The 23,789-nt window shown below is 61.5% G+C and carries 19 protein-coding genes; 13 read left to right on the top strand and 6 right to left on the bottom strand.

The annotated features are described in order from the left end of the window. Positions 1–9 precede the first annotated feature (9 nt). From A3AC_RS0127590 to A3AC_RS0127555, 8 genes are read left to right on the top strand one after another with little or no spacing between them, the layout of a single operon-like run. Complete coding sequence (locus A3AC_RS0127590; RefSeq protein WP_156924675.1) at positions 10–1,011, top strand: alpha/beta hydrolase; 1,002 nt, start codon at positions 10–12, stop codon at positions 1,009–1,011. Further along, positions 1,008–1,949 carry a tryptophan 2,3-dioxygenase gene (locus A3AC_RS0127585; protein ID WP_025602689.1) on the top strand — a complete coding sequence of 314 codons (942 nt, stop codon included), beginning with the start codon at positions 1,008–1,010 and terminating at the stop codon, positions 1,947–1,949. Before A3AC_RS0127590 ends, A3AC_RS0127585 begins: the two co-directional genes overlap by 4 nt. Further along, on the top strand, positions 1,949–3,181 hold the full coding sequence (gene kynU, locus A3AC_RS0127580; RefSeq protein ID WP_025602687.1) for a kynureninase: 1,233 nt from the start codon (positions 1,949–1,951) through the stop codon (positions 3,179–3,181). The genes A3AC_RS0127585 and kynU overlap by 1 nt, the downstream gene beginning before the upstream one ends. A 54-nt stretch (positions 3,182–3,235) precedes the next feature. After that, on the top strand, positions 3,236–4,636 hold the full coding sequence (locus tag A3AC_RS0127575) for an amino acid permease (RefSeq protein WP_025602685.1): 1,401 nt from the start codon (positions 3,236–3,238) through the stop codon (positions 4,634–4,636). Continuing rightward, complete coding sequence (locus A3AC_RS0127570) at positions 4,633–5,694, top strand: carbon-nitrogen hydrolase family protein (protein ID WP_025602683.1); 1,062 nt, start codon at positions 4,633–4,635, stop codon at positions 5,692–5,694. The genes A3AC_RS0127575 and A3AC_RS0127570 overlap by 4 nt, the downstream gene beginning before the upstream one ends. After that, a complete protein-coding gene (locus A3AC_RS0127565; RefSeq protein WP_025602681.1) occupies positions 5,687–6,784 on the top strand; it encodes a cupin domain-containing protein in 1,098 nt (365 codons plus the stop codon). Before A3AC_RS0127570 ends, A3AC_RS0127565 begins: the two co-directional genes overlap by 8 nt. A 21-nt stretch (positions 6,785–6,805) precedes the next feature. After that, positions 6,806–7,720, top strand: a complete 915-nt coding sequence (locus A3AC_RS0127560; protein WP_025602679.1) for a fumarylacetoacetate hydrolase family protein — start codon at positions 6,806–6,808, stop codon at positions 7,718–7,720. An 11-nt stretch (positions 7,721–7,731) separates the two neighbouring features. Further along, positions 7,732–8,490 (top strand): maleate cis-trans isomerase family protein, encoded by a 759-nt coding sequence (locus tag A3AC_RS0127555; protein ID WP_025602677.1) that lies wholly within the window; start codon positions 7,732–7,734, stop codon positions 8,488–8,490. A 16-nt stretch (positions 8,491–8,506) separates the two neighbouring features. Here A3AC_RS0127555 and A3AC_RS0127550 read toward each other — a convergent pair whose 3' ends face one another. From A3AC_RS0127550 to A3AC_RS0127530, 5 genes are all read right to left on the bottom strand, one after another. After that, entirely contained in the window at positions 8,507–9,757 is a 1,251-nt protein-coding gene (locus A3AC_RS0127550; RefSeq protein WP_025602675.1) for an aminotransferase-like domain-containing protein, read from the bottom strand. A 182-nt stretch (positions 9,758–9,939) separates the two neighbouring features. Then, on the bottom strand, positions 9,940–11,112 hold the full coding sequence (locus tag A3AC_RS0127545) for an NAD(P)/FAD-dependent oxidoreductase (protein WP_025602673.1): 1,173 nt from the start codon (positions 11,110–11,112) through the stop codon (positions 9,940–9,942). Positions 11,113–11,261: 149 nt separating this feature from the next. Then, positions 11,262–12,761 (bottom strand): L-piperidine-6-carboxylate dehydrogenase, encoded by a 1,500-nt coding sequence (gene amaB / locus A3AC_RS0127540; RefSeq protein WP_025602671.1) that lies wholly within the window; start codon positions 12,759–12,761, stop codon positions 11,262–11,264. A gap of 164 nt (positions 12,762–12,925) precedes the next feature. Beyond that, positions 12,926–15,871, bottom strand: coding sequence for an FAD-binding and (Fe-S)-binding domain-containing protein (locus tag A3AC_RS0127535; RefSeq protein WP_198018039.1), 2,946 nt, complete (start codon positions 15,869–15,871; stop codon positions 12,926–12,928). A 73-nt stretch (positions 15,872–15,944) separates the two neighbouring features. Continuing rightward, positions 15,945–16,973 (bottom strand): DUF1338 domain-containing protein, encoded by a 1,029-nt coding sequence (locus A3AC_RS0127530; RefSeq protein ID WP_025602667.1) that lies wholly within the window; start codon positions 16,971–16,973, stop codon positions 15,945–15,947. 158 nt (positions 16,974–17,131) lie between these two features. Between A3AC_RS0127530 and A3AC_RS0127525 the strand changes: the two genes are divergently transcribed. Together A3AC_RS0127525 and A3AC_RS0127520 are read left to right on the top strand one after the other, a co-directional pair. Continuing rightward, positions 17,132–18,037, top strand: a complete 906-nt coding sequence (locus tag A3AC_RS0127525; RefSeq protein WP_025602665.1) for a LysR substrate-binding domain-containing protein — start codon at positions 17,132–17,134, stop codon at positions 18,035–18,037. A gap of 106 nt (positions 18,038–18,143) precedes the next feature. Further along, positions 18,144–18,872 carry a YrzE family protein gene (locus A3AC_RS0127520; protein WP_025602663.1) on the top strand — a complete coding sequence of 243 codons (729 nt, stop codon included), beginning with the start codon at positions 18,144–18,146 and terminating at the stop codon, positions 18,870–18,872. Positions 18,873–18,986: 114 nt separating this feature from the next. On the opposite strand, the gene A3AC_RS0127515 is transcribed toward A3AC_RS0127520, so the two are convergent. Further along, on the bottom strand, positions 18,987–19,946 hold the full coding sequence (locus tag A3AC_RS0127515) for a LysR family transcriptional regulator (RefSeq protein ID WP_025602661.1): 960 nt from the start codon (positions 19,944–19,946) through the stop codon (positions 18,987–18,989). A gap of 98 nt (positions 19,947–20,044) precedes the next feature. On the opposite strand from A3AC_RS0127515, the gene A3AC_RS0127510 reads away from it, so the two are divergent. The 3 genes from A3AC_RS0127510 (at position 20,045) to A3AC_RS0127495 (ending at position 23,297) form a co-directional block, all read left to right on the top strand. Continuing rightward, the gene (locus A3AC_RS0127510) at positions 20,045–22,102 is read left to right on the top strand and encodes an NADH:flavin oxidoreductase (protein WP_025602659.1); all 2,058 of its coding nucleotides are present in this window, start codon (positions 20,045–20,047) and stop codon (positions 22,100–22,102) included. A gap of 413 nt (positions 22,103–22,515) precedes the next feature. Further along, positions 22,516–22,764, top strand: a complete 249-nt coding sequence (locus A3AC_RS0127500; protein WP_025602656.1) for a hypothetical protein — start codon at positions 22,516–22,518, stop codon at positions 22,762–22,764. A gap of 140 nt (positions 22,765–22,904) precedes the next feature. Next, entirely contained in the window at positions 22,905–23,297 is a 393-nt protein-coding gene (locus A3AC_RS0127495) for an RcnB family protein (protein ID WP_025602654.1), read from the top strand. Positions 23,298–23,789: the final 492 nt, after the last annotated feature.

The raw sequence follows: 23,789 nt of genomic DNA, 5'->3' as shown, positions 1-23,789 counted from the left end.
GAGGCTCCGTTGGCACCATTGATTTGCGAGGCATCGCCTCAACCAGACAAGACTTACCTTCTACTCGAATATAAGCGAAATTTCTTGCCGATATCCAGGGCCGTGCGGGCAAAGATAGAAAAAACCGATCTCCTCGCCATTCATAGAATGTGGTCAGGTCTGGGAGCAATCATGTGCAATGAACTGACGCCTGACGATCCGGACTTGGCGTACTCGCCGAGTTCAGTCGCCGCCAACTACCGCGAAGTGATCGCGGACTACGAGACAAAGAGCCTCGCGGCCCTGAGGCATGCCAATGCGATACGCGTGCCCTACGGCAAGACATCGGAGGAATATACGATCGTCTTCGAGCCGGCGGGCAGTGCGCCTGACGCAATGCTGGTTTTCTTTCACGGCGGCTATTGGCAGGAGCTTTCCGCAGAGGTTTCATGCTTTCCCGCGGATTCGCTGCAGTCGCGAGGCCATGCCTATGCGGCAGTGAATTACACGCTGGCCCCTCATGCGACGGTGTCGACGATCGTCGCCCAGTGCGCGACCGCGCTGATCTCCCTTGCAACACGAAGGCCGCACGCGCGAATGGTAATTGCGGGTAGTTCCGCCGGCGCCCATCTCGCAGCGATGCTCATGTCTGTCGACTGGAAGATTTTCGGGTTAAACGCCGCACCGTTTCACGGCGCGGTGCTCATTTCCGGCATCTACGACTTGCGTCCGCTTGTCACGACTTATATCAATGAGCCGCTTCGGCTAGACCTTGAAGGCGCGGCTGCCATGAGTCCGCAATTGCTGCCGTTGCGGGTCCGGGTACCGACCGTGGTGTGCTGGGGCGAACACGAAACGTCTGCGTTCAAGCAGCAGAGCCGCGACTATGCCGCTTTTATTGCGCAGTCTGGTGGCGACGTATCGCACTACGAAGTCGCCAATAGAAATCACTTCGACATTCTTTTCGATCTATCCGATTTTGCGAGCCGGCCCGGCATCGACACCTTCAAATTACTTGGAGACAAATCATGAATAGACCACGCAAGCGCGTCATCCCTGAAGTGCGCAACCCGGCGCTCGAACGGTCGCTCATCAAGGACGTTTCGATTTCGACGAACGCAAGCCGGGAAGAAACCGCCAGGTCGACTTCCGGCGAACCGTTGATTGCATTCGATGGCAAGAGCAATCCCTTCATCGACTACCACCGCAACGACTTGCTTTTGAGCATTCAGCACATGCGCAGCGAAGGCCATGATGAGATGGTCTTTATCCTGATGACGCAATGCAAGGAGCTAACGTTCAAGGCAATTCACTATGAAGCCTACAACATGCAGTTGCGCATCAAGGACGACGACATCGCCGGCGCACTGGCGTTAGTGCCTCGGATCAAGCGCCTTTTCGAATACCTCGTTAAGACGTGGGACGTGCTCTCGACCATCACGACCAGCGGCTTCAACGAATTCCGCGACTGTCTCGGCGTTTCGTCGGGGCAGCAATCGTATATGTATCGGCATGTCGAGTTCATTCTCGGCAACAAGTCGGTACGCCTCGCGCAGGCTCACGCGAACAACCCCGACGTTTATCCGCAACTGAAGGCGTCCCTCAATGCGCCCAGCCTCTATGACGATGTGCTGGCGCTACTGCATCGGCGCGGAATCGCAGTTCCCGCAAATGCATTGCAGCGCGACTGGTCGGAAACGTACACGTCGAACCCCGAGGTCGAGAAAGCATGGCTCGAGGTCTACGGCGATCCGGCGCCCGATAACGATCTTTACCTTCTCGGCGAAGGCCTCATAGAAATCGCGGATCTCTTCTCGCAGTACCGGTGGCGCCATTTCACCTCCGTCGAGCGCATTCTCGGCTTCAAGCCAGGTACAGGCGGATCGGCGGGTGTGGGCTGGCTCAAGCATGTTGTCGAACATCGCTTCTTTCCCGAGTTGTGGGCTATCCGTACCGTGTTGGGGGCGTAATGGATCGCAGCGCAATAGCCACACCGGCCATGGACGCCTGCGGCACGCTGGCAGAAACGCGTGACAGATTCTGCATTCCAGAAGGCGTCCGCTATTTCGACGGCAACTCGCTCGGCCTGATGCCCAAGGTCGTCCAACTGCATGCGTCGAATGTCATCACGCACGAATGGGGCACCGGCCTCATTCATTCGTGGCATGACGCTGAATGGCGTACCTTGCCGCAACGCACGGGCGCCAAGATCGCCGCGCTGATCGGCGCAAAACCTCATCAGGTCGTGGCTTGCGACTCGACGTCGGTCAACCTTTTCAAAGTGCTGGTGAGCGCGATACGGCTTCGGAGTGGCCGGAAGAAAATCGTCACGGACTCCGACGCATTTCCGACCGACCTGTATATAGTCGAGCAGGTCGCCAGGCTCTTTGGCCTGACGGTCGTCGCAGTCCCCGCGCGCGAGATCGGGAGCAATCTCGACGACGAAGTCGCGGCAGTGGTACTCACGCACGTGGACTACCGCAGCGCAGAAATCTACGACATGCACGGCTACACGCAGCGGGCTCACGACGTGGGCGCGCTCATTGTCTGGGATCTGTCCCACACGGCGGGCGCGGTGCCGTGCGATCTCGACGGCAGCGGCGCGGACTTCGCCGTCGGATGTGGGTACAAGTACCTCAACGGCGGCCCCGGCGCACCGGCCTATCTGTACGTCGCGGAGCGCCACGCCGACGCCTGCGAGCAACCACTCGCTGGGTGGTTCGGCCATGCACGCCCGTTCGACTTCGCGCAGCACTACACGCCCGCGCGGGGCACTGCACGATTCTTGTGCGGAACGAACCCCGTCATTGGTCTTTCGGTTCTCTCACGGGCACTAGACATCTTCGACGGAGTGTCTCTGAGCGACATCCGAAGTCGAAGCACCGAGCTCACCGGCCTTTTCATTGAAGGCGTGGACAGGCACCTGAGCACGCACGGCGTCGTGGTCGCTTCGCCTCGCGACGCGACCCTGCGAGGCAGTCATGTGTCGCTGCGTCATCCGCATGGCTACGGCGTGATGCAGGAACTGGCAAAGCGCAAGTTCATCGGCGACTTCCGCATGCCGGATTACATGCGATTCGGCTTTGCGCCGCTCTACAACACCCCGGATGACGTCCATGCGCTGATCGATGCGTTGGACCAGATCATGACCACCCGCGCGTGGGATAAGCCAGAGTACCAGCAGCGGCGCGATTTCACGTAAAGCAGCCCCCGGCGCGTCGAATCGCGCCGGGCAACGATTACAAAAGGAGACACGATGTCAGCAGGAAACTTCGATTCGATTGCCGCGCGCGAGAGCGACCTCGAAAAGCGTCTCACACCCCGGCAACTCACGATGATCGCCATTGGCAGCGCGATCGGCACGGGTCTTTTTCTCGGCAGTGGAGCCGCGATTAAGATGGCAGGACCGAGCGTGATCGTCAGCTATGCAATAGGCGCGCTGGTCGCTCTGCTATTGATGGGCTGCCTCGCGGAAATGGTAATCGCGCATCCAACCACGGGTTCGTTTGGCGCATATGCGGAGCATTACCTCGGTGCACGCGCCGGTTTCATCGTGCGCTATACGTATTGGGTGTCAGTGGTTCTCGTTATCGGCGCGGAGGTCACCGCCGTTGCCGTGTACATGCAGTACTGGTTTCCGGCAACACCGGCGTGGCTCTGGATAATCGGCTTTTCCGCGCTGCTGATCGTGGTCAACGCAAGCAGTGTCAACGTATTCGGTACCGCCGAGTACTGGTTCGCCGCGGTGAAGGTGGCCGCTATCGTGGGCTTTATCGTTATCGGCGGTTTGACGGTGTGGCAAGCACCCGAGGGCGGAGCCATCGGCTTTGGCAACTATTTCGCTAACCAGGGCTTCTTTCCGAAGGGCTTTTCGGGCACCTGGTACGCCGTGGTGATCGCAATCTTCAGTTTTATCGGCATCGAATTCATCGCCGTTGCCGCCGGTGAAGCGAAACAACCGCAGCAGGCCGCGCGCACGGCATTCAAGTCCGCCGTGTTGCGGCTACTGGTGTTCTACATCGTCACGATTGCATTGACGGTGGCGATCGTTCCGTGGCAGCGCGCGGGCACGGGAGAAAGCCCGTTCGTTCTCGTCATGCGCCTGCTCGGCATTCCCTTCGGCGCGAGCGTGATGAACTTCGTCGTCCTGACCGCCGCTTTGTCGGCCATGAACGCTCAGTTGTACGTAGCAACACGGATGATTTTCAGCCTGTCTCGCGGCGGCCAGGCGCCCGCCTTTCTCGGCACCATTGGCCGCAACGGCGCGCCGTCTCGCGCGCTTCTTTTTTCGACGTCGGGCGTGGCTTTCGCAGCCGTTTGCAGTGTCTTTGCGCCCGGAGATTCGTTCTTGCTCGTCATGTCCATAGCGATGTTCGGCGCCCTGTTCGCATGGTTCATGATCTTCGTCACCCACTACCGTTTCAGGCGCGTCGCGGAGCGCGACGGAACCCGCCTCACCTTCCGCATCTGGGGATTTCCTTTCCTCACGATCGCCGGCGGCGGGTTGATGTTCGCCGTCCTCGCAACAACGCTCGTGCTGCCCGCGTTCCGCATGACGCTAGTAACAGGGATCCCGCTGCTGATTGCGCTGGGCATCGCTTACAAGTTCGTCAAGGATCGCCCGAATGCGCAGCTCGCGGAGAAGGAGGCACTGTGAAAACCTATCCCACGCCATTCATTGCCGCGGCTGTGCAGGCGGCACCGGTCTACCTCAATGCGGATGCAACCGTCGAACTCGCCTGTTCGCTGATCGGCGCTGCCGCAGGTGAAGGCGCCCGTCTCGTCGCGTTCCCCGAGGTGTTCGTTGCAGGCTACCCGTACTGGAACTGGACCATGACCCCGGTTCAGGGCAGTTCATGGTACGAGCGGCTTTACGTCAACTCGATCGACGTACCGGGCCCTCACGTCGGCCGGCTGTGCTCAGCAGCGCGCGGGGCGAACTGCTTCGTCGTAATCGGCGTGAACGAACGCGGGGCAAACAGTTACGGTGTGCTGTACAACACCGTGCTGTTCATCGGCGCGGACGGCACCCTGCTCGGCCGGCATCGCAAGCTCGTGCCCACCTGGGCGGAAAAGCTGACCTGGACGGGCGGCGACGGCAACTCGCTCACCGTGTACCAAACGGAAATCGGTCCGCTAGGCGCACTCGCCTGCGGAGAAAACACCAACACACTCGCGCGTTTTTCGCTGCTTGCGCAAGGTGAACTGATTCATGTGGCGAACTACATTGCTTTGCCTGTCGCGCCGAAGGACTACGACATGGTCGAGGCGATCAAGCTGCGCGCGGCCGCCCATGCGTTCGAGGGCAAACTGTTCTCCATCGTTTCCTGTTCGGCTGTCTCCGAGGAGATCGTCGACCGCGTTGCGGGCGACGACGCCCATGCTCGCGCGCTTCTCGAGCGCGAGCACAGCGCGTTCTCGGGCATCTTCGGTCCGGACGGCCGTTTGTTGACCGAGCCGCTGATCGATCGCGAGGGAATCGTCTATGCAGAAATCGACCTGTCGCGCTGCATACAACCAAAGCAGATGCATGACATTGTCGGTCACTACAACCGTTTCGATATCTTCAATCTGACCGTTGACAAGCGCAGGCAGGCGCCCATGCAGATCACCGGCGAAGCAGCGGATAAAGCACCTTGCGAACCACGCGAAAATGCCGCCGCGAGTCCCGCAACTGCGACGTCCGCCGCTATAACGGAGAAGCGCCATGCATGACGATAATGTAGCGGGACGCGCGCGCGTCGTCGAAACCCCCGAGCTTTCCGCGTTTTATGAAGCGCTCGCGCAGCACGAAGCCGGCGCGCTGTGGACGGTGGCCAATGAAATCGAGCCATGGGAACCCAGGCCCCATGCCGTTCCCATGTTATGGAGTTATGAAGCACTGCGCCCCATGGTGCTGCAATCGCTCGAGCTCGTTCGCCCGGAGGATGCCGGACGACGCGTTGTCATGCTTGTGAACCCGAGGCGGCGCGACGTCAGTGCCGCTGTCGGTTGGCTCTACACCGGAATACAGGTGATGAAACCAGGCGAGGCGGCATCGGCGCACCGGCATATGGCTTCGGCGCTGCGCTTCATTATTGAAGGCAGCGGCGCTTACACGATCGTCGACGGCGAACGTCTGACGCTCGCAGCAAACGACTTTGTGATCACACCCAACGGCACCTGGCATGAACACGGCAACGACGGCGGCACGTCGCCCTGCATCTGGCAGGACGGACTCGACATTCCGCTAATCAACGCGCTGGAAGCCAACTTCTATGAAGTCCACCCTGAACTCCATCAGGACGTCGCTCGGCCCCTGAACGCCTCTCACGCCGCGTATGCCAGCCCTGCGCTCAAACCGCTAGAGCCGGACTGGCGCAAGCCCTACTCGCCGCTATTGAAGTTCAGTTGGGAAAGCACGTACGAAGCGCTGCTTCGCTATGCGAAGGTCACCGACGGTTCGCCGTTCGACGGTGTCGTGATGGAATACGTGAACCCGCTGACAGGCGGCTCGGTGATGCCGACCATGGGCGCGCAGATGCAGATGCTGCGCGCAGGGGAAAGCACGCGGGCGCATCGGCACACGGGCAACGTGATCTATCACGTGGCAAAAGGGTCCGGCCACTCGGTTATCGGCGGCAAGCGGTTCGACTGGAAAGAGCACGACATTTTCTGCGTACCGTCCTGGACCTGGCATGAGCATGCGAATGCGTCGGCAACCGACGATGCCTGCCTCTTTTCCTTCAACGACTTCCCCGTCATGAAATCGCTCGCGATCTATCACGAGCAAGCCTACCTGCCGGACGACGGACACCAGACGTAATAAGCGACCATCGAGGAAAATATGCAGTTAGTCACCTATCAGGATCTCGCGCGCGAGCAAGCGGCGCGTGTGGGCGTTGTGCTCGACGAACAGGTCATCGACGTCGCGCTATTGGGCTTGCAGGCGAACGTGAGCCTGCCCTCGACAATGCTCGGGCTCATCGACGCAGGCCCGGCGGCGCTGGATTTGTTGCGCGAGCTTCTTGCGGCGCATCGCGCGCGCTGGCCCGTGGGCACTGCCACGTGGCTCAGCAACGTCAGATTGCTTGCGCCGATTCCGCGACCTCGCAAGAACCTCTTCGGTATCGGATTGAATTACGTGGACCACGTCGCCGAATCAAGCCGCTCGCTCGACACGGACAACGAAATGCCCGCGAAACCCGTGGTTTTCAGCAAGCCGCCAACCACGGTAATCGGCCCGAATGAAGCCATTGAACATAACAGCGAGATTACGCAGCAACTCGACTGGGAAGTCGAACTCGGTGTGGTGATCGGACGGACCGCGAAACGCATTACGGAAGCCGACGCGATGGCTCATGTGTTCGGCTACACAGTGATCAACGACATCAGCGCGCGCGACAACCGCCGTGCAGGCCAATGGATTTTCTCGAAGGGCCAGGATACCTACTGCCCGATGGGCCCTTGCATCGTCACGGCCGACGAAATCGCCGATCCACATGACCTCGAGTTGTCGCTGACCAAAAACGGGCGCGTCATGCAGCAGGCGAGCACCGCGCAGATGTACTTCAAGATTCCTGCGCTGATCGCGGATATCGCCTCGGCAATGACACTCGAACCCGGCGACATCATCGCGACCGGTACGCCGTCCGGAGTCGGCGCCGGCCGCACGCCGCAGGAGTGGATGCATCCCGGCGACATTATCGAAGCACGCGTCGAGCGCATCGGCACGCTGCGTAATCCCGTTGTCTCCGTCTAGCAGGAAGCCCCATGATTTCCAGCAAAACTTTTCGTATCGGCCAGATTGTTCCGAGTTCCAATGTAACGATGGAACGGGAAATTCCGGCAATGCTTCGTTTGCGCGAAACCGTCGAGCCCGAACGGTTCACGTTTCATTCGAGCCGTATGCGCATGAAGCAGGTAACAAAGGAAGAACTCGAGTCCATGGATCGCGACTCGGATTGCTGCGCGGCGGAATTGGCCGATGCAAGGGTCGACGTGCTCGGATATGCGTGTCTCGTGGCCATCATGAGCATGGGTATCGGCTATCACCGCGTGTCTGAGAAGCGCCTGAAGGGGGTCGCGGAGAACAATGCCTGCAATGCGCCGGTAGTGACAAGTGCTGGCGCGCTCGTCGACGGCCTGCGCGCGCTAGGTATCAGACGTATTGCGCTAATTGCGCCTTACATGAAACCACTCACGCAACTGGTCGTCGACTATCTGGAACACGAGAACATCCGCGTGGTGAGCCATCTCGCACTCGAAATTCCCGACAACCTGGAAGTCGGCGCACGCGATCCAAACGCCTTGCGCTCAATTTACAGGCAACTCGATCTTTCGCAGGCGGACGCAGTCGTGCTTTCTGCCTGCGTGCAGATGCCGTCGTTCGAGGCAATCCAGGCAGTGCAGGATGAGTGCGGCAAGCCGGTTGTTTCGGCCGCGGTCTGCACGACCTTTTCGATGTTGAAGAAGCTGGGCCTGCGCACCTATGTGCCGAATGCCGGAGAACTGCTGTCAGGACGCTACTAGCGAGCGCGGGGACGGGCTAACGCCCGTCCGTGTTCCGTGTGTATGTCCGGCCTGTATCCGGCCAGGCGCCATACGCGCGCTTTAGCCGCCTTACGCCTTCCTCGATGTCGGCAATGCCCGGCGCCGCAAATGACAGGCGCAGCGACGCGGCGTCCACCTTGTCCGCGAAAAACGCCTTGCCCGGCACGAAGATGACCTTGTTCTCAATCGCGCGTTGCAGGAGCGCGGAGGCGTCGATAACGCTGCCACTGTCGTTCTCATTCAGACGCGCCCACACGAACATGCCGCCCTCGGGCCGATGAAACTCGAGAGCACCGCCGAGTTCCGAATGCAGTGCATCGGATAGCGCCTCGCATTTGCGCCCGTACATTGCGGTAATACGCGGCAGGTGTCGTTCGAGTGCGCCATCGGCGAGGTATTCGGCGGCAATGGCTTGCGTCCACGGCGTGCTGCAAAGGTCCACGGTCTGCTTCGCGATCACGCAGCGGCGTGCGATTTCTGCCGGTGCAATCGTCCAGCCCACGCGCAAGCCCGGCGCGACGATCTTCGAGAGACTCGCGAAATGAACGACCCAGTCGCGCGATCCGTCTACTTGCGCCGCAAGCGAGAGGATTGACGGTACCGCGTCGCCGGAAAAACGCAGATCGCCATACGGGTCGTCCTCGACGATCACGAATTGATATTGCACCGCCAGCTTCAGCAATGCGATGCGGCGCTCACGCGTGATGGTTGCGCCCGTCGGGTTCGCAAACGTGGGGACCGTATAAAGCAGCTTTGGGCGCGCGATCGTCCCGGAGGCGAGAAGCGTGGCGAGATAGTCGACGTCGAGCCCGTGCGCATCGACCGGCAAGCTCACGATGTTCGCCTGCTGAAGCCTGAGCGCCTGAAGCGTTGCCGGGTACGCCGGCTGTTCGGTCAGTACGACATCGCCCGGATTCACCAGCACGCGAAGCAACAGGTCGAGTCCCTGCTGCGATCCCGTGGTTACCAGCATCTCATTCGGCGAACACGACACGCCGCGACGTGTCATCAGATTGACGAGTTCGTGCTTCAGGCGCGGCAAACCGTCGGTGGGTCCATACTGGAGACACAGGTTCGCGTCCTGGTAGGCGCGAGCCGCAGCCTGCTGCAGACCTTCGACGTCGAACAGATCGCTGGCGGGATAGCCGCCCGCAAACGAGATCATGCCCGGCTCGGCGAGATACTTGAACAGTTCGCGAATCGGAGAGCCTGAGGGATTCTGGAAAGGAGCGGTGAATTCGTACATGTTGTCGTTAGCTGGGAGCCCGGGCATTCAGGTGTTCATTGTGGTCAGCCGTTACATCCGCAGCAAACGATATCTATGCACTACGTAGTGCGCTTTTATCATCAAGCGGGCCACTACCAAAAGAAAAGCCCGGCAATGGCCGGGCCCTCGCGCACTCGAATGCGTGCGAATCGAACCGCGCGCTAAACCACGTTCTTTTCCACAATAGGACGGTTTTCCAGCAAGCGCTGCCAACTCAACGAAGACAGATCGAGCGACACATATCGTCCGTTGAGAATCAGCTCGGCCACGCCACGGCCTGTGGCCGGACCTTGCTGAAGGCCATGCCCGCTGTAGCCGTTGGCAAACACGCAGTTATCGATTTGCGGGTGGTAGCCGATGATCGCGTTGTGATCGAATACGTTGTACTCGTAATAGCCCGACCAGCAGTTCTCCACACGCAGTGCCTCGAATTCCGGCACGCGGTGCGCCAGTGTCGGCCAGATGACGTCGTCGAACAGAGCGTGGTCGACTTCGTCGAGCGGCAGGTCGTCAGGATCGTTGTCCGCGCTCGGCGACGCGCCGCAAATATAGGTCTTTCCTTCAGGACGGAAGTACACGCCGGTCGGGTCGATCAGCAGCGGACAAGCCTCGAGGCGAGCCGGCGAAGACACATTGAAAATGCTGCGGCGGCGAGCAAACACCGGAATATCGATGTCCATCATCGCGGCGATCTTGCGCGCCCAGGCGCCCGCCGCGTTCACCACCGTATCGCATGCATACCGCTCGCCGTTGCCTGCAATCACGTGACTGATGTTGCGGTCTTCGCGAACCACGCCCGTTACGTCCGCCGCGATATAGCGCGCACCGAGCGACTGCGCCTTCTTGCGAAGCGCCTGCACGAGCCCATAGCCGTCGAACCACCCTTCGCCGCTTTCACCGAACGCGCCGGACACCAGGTCCTCGACATTCAGCCACGGGAATCTGGCCTTCAGCGCCTGCTGATCCATCAGATTGATGTCCGCGCCAAGGCTCTTCTGCAACGCGTGGTTTTCGCGCAGCGTTGCGTCGCCGGCGGGCGTGGCGAGAAACAGGTAACCGCCTTCATGCAGATCGATTGACGGCCTGTTGCCGTCGACTTCGAGCAGCTCGCCGATATTGCGCAGGAATTCGATACCGTACAGCGACATCTGAATCGACAGCGGCGTGGAAAACTGCTGCCGGATCGAAGCGGCCGATAACGCCGACGATGACTTTGCGTAACTCGGATCGCGCTCGATCACAGTCACCGCAACGCTCGGGTCCGAAGCCCGCAAGAAGTAAGCGATAGAACTGCCGATAACCCCGCCGCCGACAATAACGACTTGAGAACTCACGACTTGCTCCAGATAGCTCATGACCGGATGGTTCGCAAGAAACGCCCGCCGGCAGAGCGTGACCAGCGTTGTCTTGCACGTCCGAAAAAGCGATACGCCTTAAAAAAACGGCCGTCTTGCAACGGCCGTCGATATGCAGCGCAATACGCTTAACCGATGTTGAAATCGATACCCTGCGCAAGCGGCAGTGCCGACGAATAGTTGACCGTGTTGGTCGCGCGGCGCATATAGGCCTTCCACGAATCCGAGCCGGATTCACGTCCGCCGCCGGTTTCCTTTTCGCCGCCGAACGCGCCGCCAATTTCCGCGCCGCTCGGTCCGATGTTCACGTTCGCGATACCGCAGTCGCTGCCCGAGGCCGAGAGGAATCGTTCGGCTTCACGCAGGTCCGTCGTGAAGACGCACGACGAAAGGCCGTGCACGGCTGCATTGTTGCCGTCGATCGCGTCGTTGAAGTCGCTGTACTTCAGCACGTAGAGGATCGGCGCGAAGGTTTCCTTCAGCACGACCGGCGTCTGTGAAGGCATTTCCACAATGGCCGGGCGGACATAGAAGGCCTTCTCGTTGCCTGCAACCGTGTGGCGCTCGCCGCCGAACACCTTGCCGCCTTCGCTCTTCGCCTGCTCCAGTGCCGCCTGCATGCGATTAAACGACTGCTCGTCGATCAGCGGTCCCATCAGCACGCCCTGCTCCAGCGGATTGCCGATCACGACCTTGCTGTACAGCGTCTTCAAACGTTCGACAGCCTTGTCGTAGACACTTTCGTGAACGAACAGGCGGCGCAGCGACGTGCAGCGCTGACCTGCCGTGCCGACCGCCGAAAACACGATGCCGCGCAGCGCCAGTTCGAGATCTGCGGTGCCCGAGACAATGCCCGCGTTGTTGCCGCCGAGTTCGAGAATCGAGCGGCCAAAGCGGCGCGCCACTTCCACGCCGACCGTGCGGCCCATTTCCGTGCTGCCCGTCGCGCTGACGATATTCGAGCGCGGATCGGCAACCAGCTTCGCGCCAACCTCGCGGCCTCCGTTCACCACACACGTGAGGCCATCCGGTGCGTCGCCGAATTCCTTCAACGCGTCCTGCAGAATCTTGTCGACGGCAAGTGCGGTGAGCGGCGTCTTTTCCGATGGCTTCCAGATCACCGCATTGCCGCACACAAGCGCGAGCGCCGCATTCCACGACCACACGGCCGCCGGAAAGTTGAACGCCGAAATGACGGTGCACACGCCCATGGGATGCCAGGTCTCGGCCATGCGATGACCAGGGCGCTCCGACGCGATGGTCAGACCGTAAAGCTGACGCGACAGACCGACCGCGAAATCGCAGATGTCGATCATTTCCTGAACTTCGCCGAGGCCTTCCTGAAGAATCTTGCCGGTCTCGAGCGTGATGATGCTGCCTAGCGCGTGCTTCTGCTCGCGCAACTTGTTGCCGAGCAGGCGCACCAACTCTCCGCGGCGCGGCGCCGGCACGTTGCGCCAGCTTGCATAAGCCTTCTGCGCGTTGGCCAGGGCGGCTTCGACGTCGGCAACCGTCCTGCTCGCGACGCGGCCGATGAGTTCGCCATTGATCGGCGAGTGGACGGCGATGTCGCCCGCTTCAGCGAGGTGGGAAATGCCGAGTTCCGAGAGAATTGTCGATGCTTTCACGATTGAGGCCTCTTTGAATTTCCAATACGAAATTTTGGTACGTTCGGAAACTATACACGCCCAGGTTTTCGGCGGCAACACAAAACGTGTCACGCTAAATGCATGAACCGCAAGCCGCTATTTCTGATCGGAAATAGCGGCCAGGAGCTTGCAACGACGGTGGGTCAGTCGGAGGTTCTGCGCGACGCCGTCGGCTGGCCGAGCGCTTGCATGACCAACTGCGCGATATGCATCGACTGTCTGCCGGCTCCGTGCTGGATCTGCTCGCGGCAGCTAAAGCCATTGGTCACGACAATCGCCTCAGAGGGCGCGTTACGCACGAGCGGCAACAGCTTGTCTTCGGCGATTTTCATCGAGAGTTCGTAGTGGTCCGTGTTGAAACCGAATGAGCCGGCCATGCCGCAACAGCCGGTATCGAGCAGCGTCCAACGCACGCCGAGTTTGTCGAGCAATGCAGTGTCGCCCTTCATGCCGAAGATCGACTTCTGATGACAGTGTCCGTGCACCACGACGTCTGCGTCGAGTTTTGGCCATTCAAAATCCGCGCGCGCAACGAAATCCGAGAACAGGAAGGTCTGGTCCGACAGCTTTCTTGCATCCGGATCGTTGGGAAGCTGCTTGAGCAGTTCATCCTTGAAGACGGACAGGCAACCGGGCTCGAGCCCGACTATCGGCACGCCGGCGCGAATGTCGTCGGCGAGTTCATCAACGGCGCTGCGAAGCAGCGCGCGCGCTTCGTCCAGCAAGCCATAATCGTATAGCGGCCGCCCACAGCAAAGACGCTTGCGCGGCAATACCACCTGATAGCCGATGCGCGTCAGCACGTCGAGCGCGGCCGTCGCGATGTCGGGCGAGAAGTGGTCGTTGAACGTGTCGACCCACAGAATGACTTTGCGCGAACGCTCGCTTGCAGCGGCACTGCCTTCGGCGGCGCGACGCCTCTCGATTGCCCGGAAGGTGCGCGGCGCGAACACCGGCAGATGCCGCTCGGCAGCGACGCCCGCGACCCACTTGCTGATATGAGCCAACGGCTTCGCGGATGTCATGAAATTGGTCACGCGCGCGAAGCGGCTCGCAAGCGGCGCCCATTGACCAATGCGGCCCATGAACATCGCCTGACGCGGCCGACGGTGCCGTTCGTAGTAGTGCGACAGAAACTCAGCCTTGTACGACGCCATGTCGGTATGCGTCGGGCAATCGGATTTGCAGCCTTTGCATGCAAGGCATGTGTCCAGTGCTTCCTTGACCTCGACGCTGTTCCAGCCGTCCTCGATCACTTCGCCCTGAAGCATTTCCCAGAAGAGGTGCGCGCGGCCCCGCGTCGAAAATTTTTCCTCGCGCGTCGCGCGGAAACTCGGGCACATCGTGCCGCCGTCGAGCGAACGGCATTTGCCCATGCCGATGCAGCGTTCCACCGCGCGCTGCATGCCGTCGCCCTCGGGGCTCGTGAACGCGAGCTTTGTGGTGAGTGTGACCGGCTTGTAGGCGGGACCCATGCGCAGGTTTTCGTCGGCGCGGTACGCATGAACAACCTTGCCCGGGTTCATGCGATTGAGCGGATCCCAGATCGCCTTGAATTCCTCCATCGCCCGCATGATTTCGGGGCCGTACATGATGGGCAGAAATTCGGCCTTGGCCTGGCCGTCGCCATGTTCGCCCGACAACGAGCCGCCGAAATCGACCACCAGTTGCGCCGCCTCGCGCAGAAAACCGCGCCATTTGCCGACGCCTTCGGCGCTCCGTATGTCGAACGTGATGCGCGCATGCACGCAGCCGTCGCCGAAATGGCCGTACAGGCAAGTCTCGTAACCGAAACGGTCCACCAGCGCCTGAAACCTGCGCAGATAATCGCCGAGCCGCAGCGGATCGACTGCCGCATCTTCCCAGCCGACTATCGGGTCGGGCTTCGACGGATCAACCGACAAGGCCACCGCCGACGCACCCGTTTCGCGTATCGACCAGATCTTCTGCTGCTTCTGCTTTTCTTCGACCACCAACCCGCTGATGCCTGCGCCCGCCGCGCCCGACTTGAAGTACGCGTCGGCTTCATGCGCCTGCGCGAGCGCCTCGGCAACCGTGTCGGCGCCGAATTCGAGCACGACCCATGCGTCGCCGTCAGGCAACAGCGCGATTTCCTCGCGCTTCAGGCCGCGCGCCTGCAAGCCGCGAATGATCGCGCGGTCGAGGCCTTCAATGGCGATCGGCGAAAGACGGTTGAAGTGCGGGACGGCATCCGCGGCCGTGTAGATGTCGCTGAAACCGAGCACGAGCAACACGCGGCACGCCGGGCTGTGCACGAGGCGCACCTTCGCCTGCAGCGTGACCGCACATGTACCCTCGGTGCCCACGAGTGCGCGCGCGACATTAAAGCCGTTTTCCGGCAGCAACTGATCGAGATTGAATCCGGATACGCGGCGCCTGATTTGCGGAAACTCGTCGCGAATGCGCTCGGCGTAGCGGTCGCGCAAGTCGCGCAGCTTCGCGTAGATCTCACCCTGGCGCCCGCCCTTTGCGATGATGGTTTCCAGTTCGGCGTCGCTGGTCGGTCCGACCCAGAAGCGCGCACCGTCGTACGTCGCGATCTCCAACGCCTCGATGTTCTCGACGGTCTTGCCACCCATCACCGAATGCGCGCCGCACGAGTTGTTCGCGATCATTCCGCCGAGCGTGCAACGGCTGTGAGTTGCAGGGTCCGGTGCAAACGTGAGGCCATGCTTTTCGGCCGCATCGCGCAGCGTGTCGCAGACCACGCCCGGCTCGACGATCGCGTTTCTGCTTTGCGGATCGACGCTGACGACGCGGTTCACGTACTTGCTCGCGTCGGCCACCACCGCGACGTTCACGCACTGCCCGTTTTGCGACGTACCGCCGCCTCGCGTCAGAAACGGCACGTCGTTGCGGCGGCAAACTTCGAGCGCTGCAACGAGATCGTTGACATCGGCGGGCACCACTACGCCCAACGGAATCTGCCGATAGTTCGACGCATCCGACGCGTACAAGGCCTTCGATCCGGCGTCGAAGCGCACTTCGCCTCGCAGCGCGGCGCGCAGATCGGCCTCGACCCGTTGGAGCAGGCGCGCGCCTGCCTCGAACGGCGCGGCCGGTTTCACTGCAGGTTCCGGCGCATGGTTCAACGCCAGTTCGGCCGCGCTTTTTACCGCATTTTCCACGGGTTTCCCACCTCTACTGCGCCGCGTTCGCGGTCATTTTGAAAATGCCCTGCGCGTTGCCGGCGTCGAAGCGCAGGTCGGTGACCCAGCTACGCGACGCCTGATCGAACGTGCGCTTGCGCGTAATGAACTCATAGAACGAACCGGGAACGTCGCGCGTGACGAGTTTGCCGCCCGCCGAGCGGAACTGACGCTCAACCGTGTCGGCGCGATACGCCGTCTGGAACACACGGCCGGAACGCGAACGCTCGACTTCCGGCTTCATTGGCCGGCCCTTGCTCTTCTCTTCGTCCGAGAGCGTGAAGACGTCTTCGACGCGGTCCGTCGCGTGATTGAACGCGTTGCCTTCGGTGGAAATCCACGCCATTTCCGCGGATTCGCGCAACAGCACTTCGTAATCCGCCTCGCTCGGCACATCGTGCTGACGCGCGAACGCGCCGACAATCACCGGCAGCAGCGCGTGCGCGGCGTCGATAGGGAGCGAGCCTTCGCGCTCCAGCTCCCAAAGCTGCGCAACCGCGAGCGGCGTCAACGGATCTTTCGACGAACTCACCACATTTGTCACGGCCTGCTGGAATTCGACGGAGAAACGCTCGGGATGCAGTTCGCTCACGAAGAACTGCGCGATCTGGTCGGGTGCATCTTCATGCGCGTAGGCGCGGCCCGTCATGCCTAGCTTGTCGAGCGGATAGCGCCCGTTCAATCTGAAGCCGAGCGGACGAAGAATGCGGGTAAACGCCGCCTCGCCTGGAGGCAGTGCGCCATTGTTCTCCCAACGCACCGTGCGCAGTGCGCCGTGATCGAAATGGACAGAACCGCCGTTCGCGATCGCCTCGCTCGTGTAGGCGCGCCCATTCGGCGAACGCTCCAGCAGGTCCTCGAACAACGCCATGTTCATTGCCTGTGCGAGTTCGGCGCGCGTGACGGTGCCATCTTCCCAGTCTTCCAGTGCCGTTGGGAAGTTCAAGGTCGTAAAAAGCGACTCCGTTTTAGCCGGACCCAGCAGCTTCAATAACAGGCTTTCAACGTTCGAATTGCGCATTTGCTTCTCTCTCACGGCGCAGCGCCGCAATGGGAATGATGGTTCATCTGACGCGGCGGCTAAATGGTAGCCAGCCTTACCGAAATAGCATTATTCAAACTGTTGCGTGCTGCGTAAAGCGAGATTAAATTGTCACTTGATGATTTTTTGGAACAAACATGCGCAAGTTCAAGATTCCCAACATGAGTGCGCTCTTGGCGTTCGAAGCCGCCGCGCGGCACGAAAGCTTCACTCATGCCGCGAAGGAGTTGTTCCTCACCGAAAGCGCAATCTCGCGGCAGATCGCGACGCTCGAAGCGAATCTCGGCGTGCGGCTTTTCGTTCGCTCGAAGCAGCGAGTGATGCTCACTCGCGCAGGGCGCCTGTATGGCACGCAGGTGCGCCGCGCGCTGGAGAATCTGGATCGCGACACGCTGTCCATCATTGCGCACGGCAGCGGCGGCGGCTACCTGGAACTCGCGGTGCTGCCCACCTTCGCGTCGCAATGGTTGATTCCGCGCATGAAGGACTTCAACGACCGCAACGCGGACGTGCGCATCAATATGGGCATTCGCACGGACCTGTTCTCTTTCGAGGAAACGCACTTCGAGGCCGCCATTCATTATGGCAAGCCTACGTGGCCGGGCACCTCGTCCGACTATCTGTTCGGCGAGGAAGTGGTGCCCGTGTGCTCGCCGTCCCTGCTGGCAAAGCCGATAAGGAAACCGCACGAACTGCTGAAGTACCCGCTGCTTCATTCGACCACGCGCCCCGACGCCTGGTCCCGCTGGTTTTCGAATGTCGGTGTAGAAGACAACGCGACCATGCAAGGCGTGCGCTACGAACTGCACTCCATGCTGATCAGCGCGGCCGCGGCAGGTCTCGGCATTGCGCTGGTGCCCAGGTTTTTCGTCGACGAACAGCTCGCGCAGTTGGGCCTCGTGATTCCGTTTGCCGCCACCACCGTCGAAGAATCCGCCTACTACCTGGTCTACCCGACCGAACTGAGTCACGGCAAGCCGCTGGAACTGTTCAGGACATGGCTGCTCGAGGAAGCCGCCGCGTATAACGCCCGGAACGGCTGATACGCGGGCTCGCATGCGGTTCACGGCATGGCGCTTGCGCAGGCGCAGAGGCCGGGCGACGTGCGCGGCAACAGGCGACCTCTTCCTCTCTCTTGCAGGAGACACCATGAAACTGCTCACCACACAAGACGGCCTGCCTCGGCTGTCATGGGGCCCGATTTTCGCGGGCGTGATTCTTTCGATGATCGTCTATCTGATCATGAGCGTGCTCGGCACGGCCATTGGCGCATCGCTGCTCGCGCCGATGTCCAGACCGGACCCGCTGCACGGCTTCGGCTTCGGCTCGGGCGTGTGGGTGATCGTGACGACGGTGCTGGCGGTACTCGTCGGTTCGTACTACGCAGGACGTTGCGCGCCCGTGCTGGGCTGGCTGCACGGGCTGCTGGCGTGGGCGGTCATGACCCTTTTCATCGTCTACGGGATGACTTCGCTCATCACCGGCGCGGTGAGCACCGCCGGCAGCGTAGCGGCGACGGGTGCGCAGGTCGGAGCCACGGCGGGCAACCAGGTGGCCAACCAGGCGGGCGGAACCAATCCGGTGGTGGATACGGCGAAGCAGCAAGTGCAGTCGGCGATTGCGTCGGCGGCATCGATGGCCTCGAGTCCCGAAGCCGGGCAGCAGGTGCGCGAAACCGCAGACGCCGCCGCGCGCGGCGTCGCGCGCGCAAGCTGGTTCTCATTCGCAGCGCTGGTTGTCGGCGCGATCATAGCCATCGTGTCGGGCAATGCGGGCTTCCGGCATCAGCCGCCGGTTGAAGACAGCGGCGGCTCGGGTGTCGATCGCAACGCAGTCCCCGGACACAATCGCGTTGTTTCGCCGCGAAGCAGAGCCTGAACGCGAACTGACAATGACAGCAAGCGGCCCGCCCCGGGGCCGCCTGCCGTTAGCTGCTGCGCGTGACCCAGGCCGCGCTGCACGCCGAAGACGTCAACCAGCGCGTCGCAATCTTCAAACCGGCGCGCGAGTTTGCACGCTCTCGGCGCAAGCGAGCATCGGCTGGGCCTTCTCCAACTCCACGCGCATTTCGTCGATGAGCCATTGCGCCACCTCCCGCATCGCGCGTGTCGGCTCGCGGCTGCGGCACTCCAGCACGTAGTTGCAACCCGTTTCGACGAAGCGTCGCGACGCCGGAACCACCGTACCGGCGTTGAGCGGCGCGGCGACTGCCAGCAGCCAGCCGAGCATCACGCCATGCCCGAGCATCGCCGCTTGCAACGCGAGACCCGCATCGGAATAGCTGACATGTTTCGCACACGCGCGGTTTGCGATTCCCGTCACAGCGAAATAGTCGGTCCATGTGTGCGTGGTCGGCTCAAGATGAATCAGCGTATGGCCGCGCGTTTTGTCATCGGTTGGACGCGGCGCGTCCAGCGGACCGTGTTCGGCGAGATAGTCCGGCCTGCATACGGCGATGATCACCTCCGGGCAAAAACACAACGCGTCGCTCCCGGAGCCCGGCTTGTGCAAGCGAATGCCGAGATCGGCGCCGTCGAGCGGCCCATATAGCCGGCTCGCCATCACCTGCAAGCGCAGGTTCACTGACGCAAACGCAGCCTGAAAGCGCGCGTGTCGCGGCAGCAGCCACTGAGCGGCAAAACCGCTGGAGACGGAAAGCGTGACCGTCTCGTTCTCCTGCTGCCGGCTTTTGAGTTCGTGGATGGTGTCGCTCACGAGGCCGAAGCCGGAGGCCACTGCCGCTTGCAGCTTCGCGCCCTCGTCGGTGAGAGCGAGCCCTGTCTTCGTGCGTGCGAAGAGCCTGAAGCCAAGCGCGTCTTCGAGACGCGCCACCATGCGGCTCACCGCCACCGGCGTGACATTCAGCTCGTGCGCCGCGCGCGTGAGGCTCAGGTGACGCGCGGCGGCCTCGAAAACGTGCAGCGCCTGAAGCGACGGAAGTCGAAGTGCCATCGGCTAACACCATGTAATTCGCGTTGACGAAGATGTAAATTGACGCGCTTTGAGGGCCACCTTAGTTTTGTCGGCAGACCGTTCCGGAGAATGCCGACATGACCTTGCCCACCGCTGACGACGCGCGCCTCGCCGCTTCGTCCGACCCGCTGCTACAACCGCTGACCATCAGGCAACTCGTGCTCAGAAACCGCGTGATGAGCACGAGCCACGCGAGCCGCCTCATTGAAGGCGAATTCCCGCAGGAAGTCTATCAACGCTATCACGAGGAAAAGGCGCGTGGAGGCATTGGCCTCACGATGTTCGGCGGATCCTCGAATGTGAGCATCGACAGTCCCAATACCTTCCAGCAGATCAACATGGGCGTCGACGAAGTCGTGCCGCATCTGCAGCGTTTTTCCGAACGCGTGCATGCGCACGGCGCGGCGTTGATGTGTCAGATCACGCATCTCGGCCGGCGCGGCGATCCGTACGCCGAACCGTGGCTGCCGATGCCCGCTCCCTCGACGCGCCGCGAGACGCTGCATCGCGCGATCCCGCAAGCCATGAGCGATCACGACATCAAGCGCATTGTGAGCGACTTCGGACGCGCCGCGAAACGCTGCATGCAAGGCGGACTGGACGGTTTGGAAACACACGCCGGCGGCCATCTGATCGGGCAGTTTCTCGATCCGACCGTGAACCTGCGCAGCGACCGGTACGGCGGTTCGGCCGCGAACCGCTGCCGTTTCGCGCTCGAGGTTCATGAGGCGATCCGCAAGGAAGTCGGCGACGAGTATCCCGTCGGCCTGCGCTTCGCACTCGAAGACGGCTGCAGCTTCGAGGAAAGTCTGGAAATGGCGCGCGTTCTTGAGCAAAGCGGTCTCTTCGATTTCTTCAACGTCGTCTATGGACGTATGGACACGAAGATGTCGCTGATCGTGAACAGCATGCCGGGCATGTTCATGCCCTCGGCGCCGTGGCTTTCGAAAGCCGCCGCGTTCCGGCGTGCGGTGCGGCTGCCGGTCTTTCACGCTGCGAAGATCGCCGACCTCGCGACCGCACGCTATGCGATCCGCGAGGGCCTCATCGACATGGTCGGCATGACGCGCGCGCATATCGCGGAGCCGCATCTCGTGCGGCTCATCCAGGAAGGGCGCGAAGAAGCCGCGCGGCCGTGCGTGGGAGGCTCCTTTTGCCGCAACGCGAAAGCCACGTGCATCCACAATCCGGCGACCGCCCGCGAAACTTTTTTGCCGCACGACATCGTGCCGAGCGAGACACCGCGCAAGGTGCTGATTGTTGGCGCAGGACCGGCGGGGCTCGAAGCGGCACGCGTTTGCGCGAGCCGCGGCCATCGCGTGACGCTGCTCGAAGCGGCCCATCGCGCCGGCGGGCAGTTGCTGCTCGCGGCGTCGGGAAGCTGGCGCAAGGACCTGATCGGGATCGTGGACTGGCGTGTCCGTGAGCTGGAGCGCCTCGGCGTCGAAGTCCGCTACAACCAGTATGCGGAACTCGACGACGTGCTCCAAGCGCAACCTGACGTGGTGACCGTGGCCACGGGCGGCATTCCCGATCTTGACGGACTGGCGGGCGGCGAATGGTGCCGCTCCGTGGCCGATGCGCTCTCGGATACGCCGCCACAGGCGGGACGCGTGCTCGTCTATGACGGCACCGGGCGCCACAACGCGTATCTATGCACCGAGCGCTATGTGTCCGCGGGACTCGACGTGCGCCTCGCCGTGCTCGACGCGCTGCCCGCGCAGGAAACCGGCGGCAAGGGCGACGACCTCGTGTGGATGCGCAGCCTCGAGAAATGGCAGGTGCCGGTCCGCGCACACGTGGAACTCGTCCAGGTGCAGCGCGGCGACGCGGGCGTGTTGCGGGCAGTTTTCAGGCACCAGCTAACTGGCGAGCTCGTGCAGATGGAGGCGGAGCAAGTGGTGGTCGAACGCGGGACCATCGCTGTGGACGATCTCTTCGAGGCCGCGCGCGTGCATTCGGTCAACGACGGCCAGATTGACCTTGCGGCTTTCGCGCGCGGCTCGGCGCAGCCGGTTTTGCAGGCGGCGAATGGAGGCGGGCAGTTTCATCTGTACAGGATCGGCGACGCCGTGGCATCGCGCGACATTCACACGGCGATTTACGACGCGTACCGGCTGTGTGTGGCGATGTAGCGAAAACCAGTCGTGGTGTGGCTCGATAGCCTTGCAACGTCATAGTTGCCGCTTGTGGCGCTCTGCTCGAGCGGTGTCAGCACGAATTGCCCGCTGTTGTCCGCAACGGTGAACAGGGCTTTTATGGAGAATCCCTCCGTCATCATTGTTGTGGCCTGAGGGATATGAAATCCCCCGCAAGGAAAATCGTGCCATTTGCAACGGACGGTAACCCGGCAGATTTGACATTCTTTGTCATATCAGGCGAGACTGGCACTCGCGACTTGCATATGATGCTTCATGAGTCCGCTAAAAGCCGCCGCCAGTCCTTTAGCCGTGCGGCCTATACCAGCCCAATTGGTTATTTGCCGGATTTGGACTAAGGTTTAATGGCTCTTGGTTACACAACAAGAACGAACGTTGCGAGGTGGGGCATGCTCACACTAATCGACCTGGAGATCGCGCATCTTGCGCGAGTCATGCGCGCATCAATGGCTGGGGATCTCGCGGGGCCTATCCTGCCTGCCGCTTACTGGCGCGAGCGGCTTCATCAACTGCTCGATTCACAGCACCTCACCAATGCGCAATTGCGTTCAATCGACGTGCTTCTCCTGCAACTGGACGAACTCGAAGCCCAGGTCTCCAATAGCAGCGCTCACGGCGTAGCAATCGGCACGAGATAATGGGCCGCAATACGGCCAATACGCAGCGGAAATTTTCAAACGCATATTTCAGGCGCGTGGCATCGCGCAATTGCGGCTGCCAACGCGCTGGTTTTTTGCTTTCTTTACCCTTGAGCCACCAGTTTCAGAGGAGATAGGTAATGAAAAAATCCCGCATATTCCTCGCGTCGACAATTGCGGCGAGTCTGCTCGCATCGTCGTTCGCGCTTGCCCAGCCGCCGCAAGGCAACCCCGGTCATGGCGGAGATCACGGGCCGGGACCAAATAAACGCAAAGGACCGAATGATCACGGGCACAAGCAGACGCCGCCTGGACACGGTCCCGATGGTCCGGGCAACTCGGAAAACGCGCCGGGACATTGGCGCAAGGGTGACCGTCTGCCTCCGGAATACCGCGACCGTCAGTACGTGATCGACGACTGGCGCGCGTACCACCTCGCTCCGCCGCCGCGCGGTTACTCATGGGTCGGCATCGGCGGCGACTATCTGATGGTGCAACTTTCCTCCGGCGTAATTCTGCGAGTCGGACCGTAAGCGGCGAGTCTCTCGCGGCCGCCGGACGCGGCCGCTCTAGCGCTTACGCGTTCGGCTTACGCGTTCCATTTGCTGGCGGCTCAGCACTAGCCGCCCCTTAGCTGCCCCCTTAGCTGCCCCTTAGCTGCCCCTCAGCGGCCGCGTCCAGCCACCCCCGCCTCACCGCTAAAGAATCATCCAGACGCCGCCGTTATATCCGCTATGCATAGCAAGCGGATTGCAACTGGCTTGTTCTGCCACGCGAAGCTGTCCTGCGCACGTTATTCGTGCGCGCGCTCGACCCCGGCTGGCGCCGCCGCCGTGCCTGTTCGCGTTGCCGTCTACGAGCTCCAGGACATGGCGATGACAGGCGCAACGCAACCGGCGCAAGGATTAATTTCGAAAGACAACATCGGCAGCAAGCCGTCATACTCTGTCTCTCCTAGGGCGAAACATTCTGACAGCGGAATCGGAAGTTTCGTCAGACACCCAATCGATGCATGACCGCCGTCG

It is taken from the genome of Burkholderia sp. WSM2230 (assembly GCF_000472445.1).
Taxonomy (GTDB): domain Bacteria; phylum Pseudomonadota; class Gammaproteobacteria; order Burkholderiales; family Burkholderiaceae; genus Paraburkholderia.
This window is presented reverse-complemented; position numbering and strand designations above follow the sequence as displayed.

Bases quoted from the DNA above. Each gene is read 5' to 3' on its own strand.
- A3AC_RS0127585 (WP_025602689.1), top strand. From the start codon at position 1,008: ATGAATAGACCACGCAAGCGCGTCATCCCTGAAGTGCGCAACCCGGCG.
- kynU (WP_025602687.1), top strand. From the start codon at position 1,949: ATGGATCGCAGCGCAATAGCCACACCGGCCATGGACGCCTGCGGCACG.
- A3AC_RS0127575 (WP_025602685.1), top strand. From the start codon at position 3,236: ATGTCAGCAGGAAACTTCGATTCGATTGCCGCGCGCGAGAGCGACCTC.
- A3AC_RS0127565 (WP_025602681.1), top strand. From the start codon at position 5,687: ATGCATGACGATAATGTAGCGGGACGCGCGCGCGTCGTCGAAACCCCC.
- A3AC_RS0127560 (WP_025602679.1), top strand. From the start codon at position 6,806: ATGCAGTTAGTCACCTATCAGGATCTCGCGCGCGAGCAAGCGGCGCGT.
- A3AC_RS0127555 (WP_025602677.1), top strand. From the start codon at position 7,732: ATGATTTCCAGCAAAACTTTTCGTATCGGCCAGATTGTTCCGAGTTCC.
- A3AC_RS0127550 (WP_025602675.1), bottom strand. From the start codon at position 9,757: ATGTACGAATTCACCGCTCCTTTCCAGAATCCCTCAGGCTCTCCGATT.
- A3AC_RS0127530 (WP_025602667.1), bottom strand. From the start codon at position 16,973: ATGCGCAATTCGAACGTTGAAAGCCTGTTATTGAAGCTGCTGGGTCCG.
- A3AC_RS0127525 (WP_025602665.1), top strand. From the start codon at position 17,132: ATGCGCAAGTTCAAGATTCCCAACATGAGTGCGCTCTTGGCGTTCGAA.
- A3AC_RS0127520 (WP_025602663.1), top strand. From the start codon at position 18,144: ATGAAACTGCTCACCACACAAGACGGCCTGCCTCGGCTGTCATGGGGC.
- A3AC_RS0127515 (WP_025602661.1), bottom strand. From the start codon at position 19,946: ATGGCACTTCGACTTCCGTCGCTTCAGGCGCTGCACGTTTTCGAGGCC.
- A3AC_RS0127510 (WP_025602659.1), top strand. From the start codon at position 20,045: ATGACCTTGCCCACCGCTGACGACGCGCGCCTCGCCGCTTCGTCCGAC.
- A3AC_RS0127500 (WP_025602656.1), top strand. From the start codon at position 22,516: ATGCTCACACTAATCGACCTGGAGATCGCGCATCTTGCGCGAGTCATG.
- A3AC_RS0127495 (WP_025602654.1), top strand. From the start codon at position 22,905: ATGAAAAAATCCCGCATATTCCTCGCGTCGACAATTGCGGCGAGTCTG.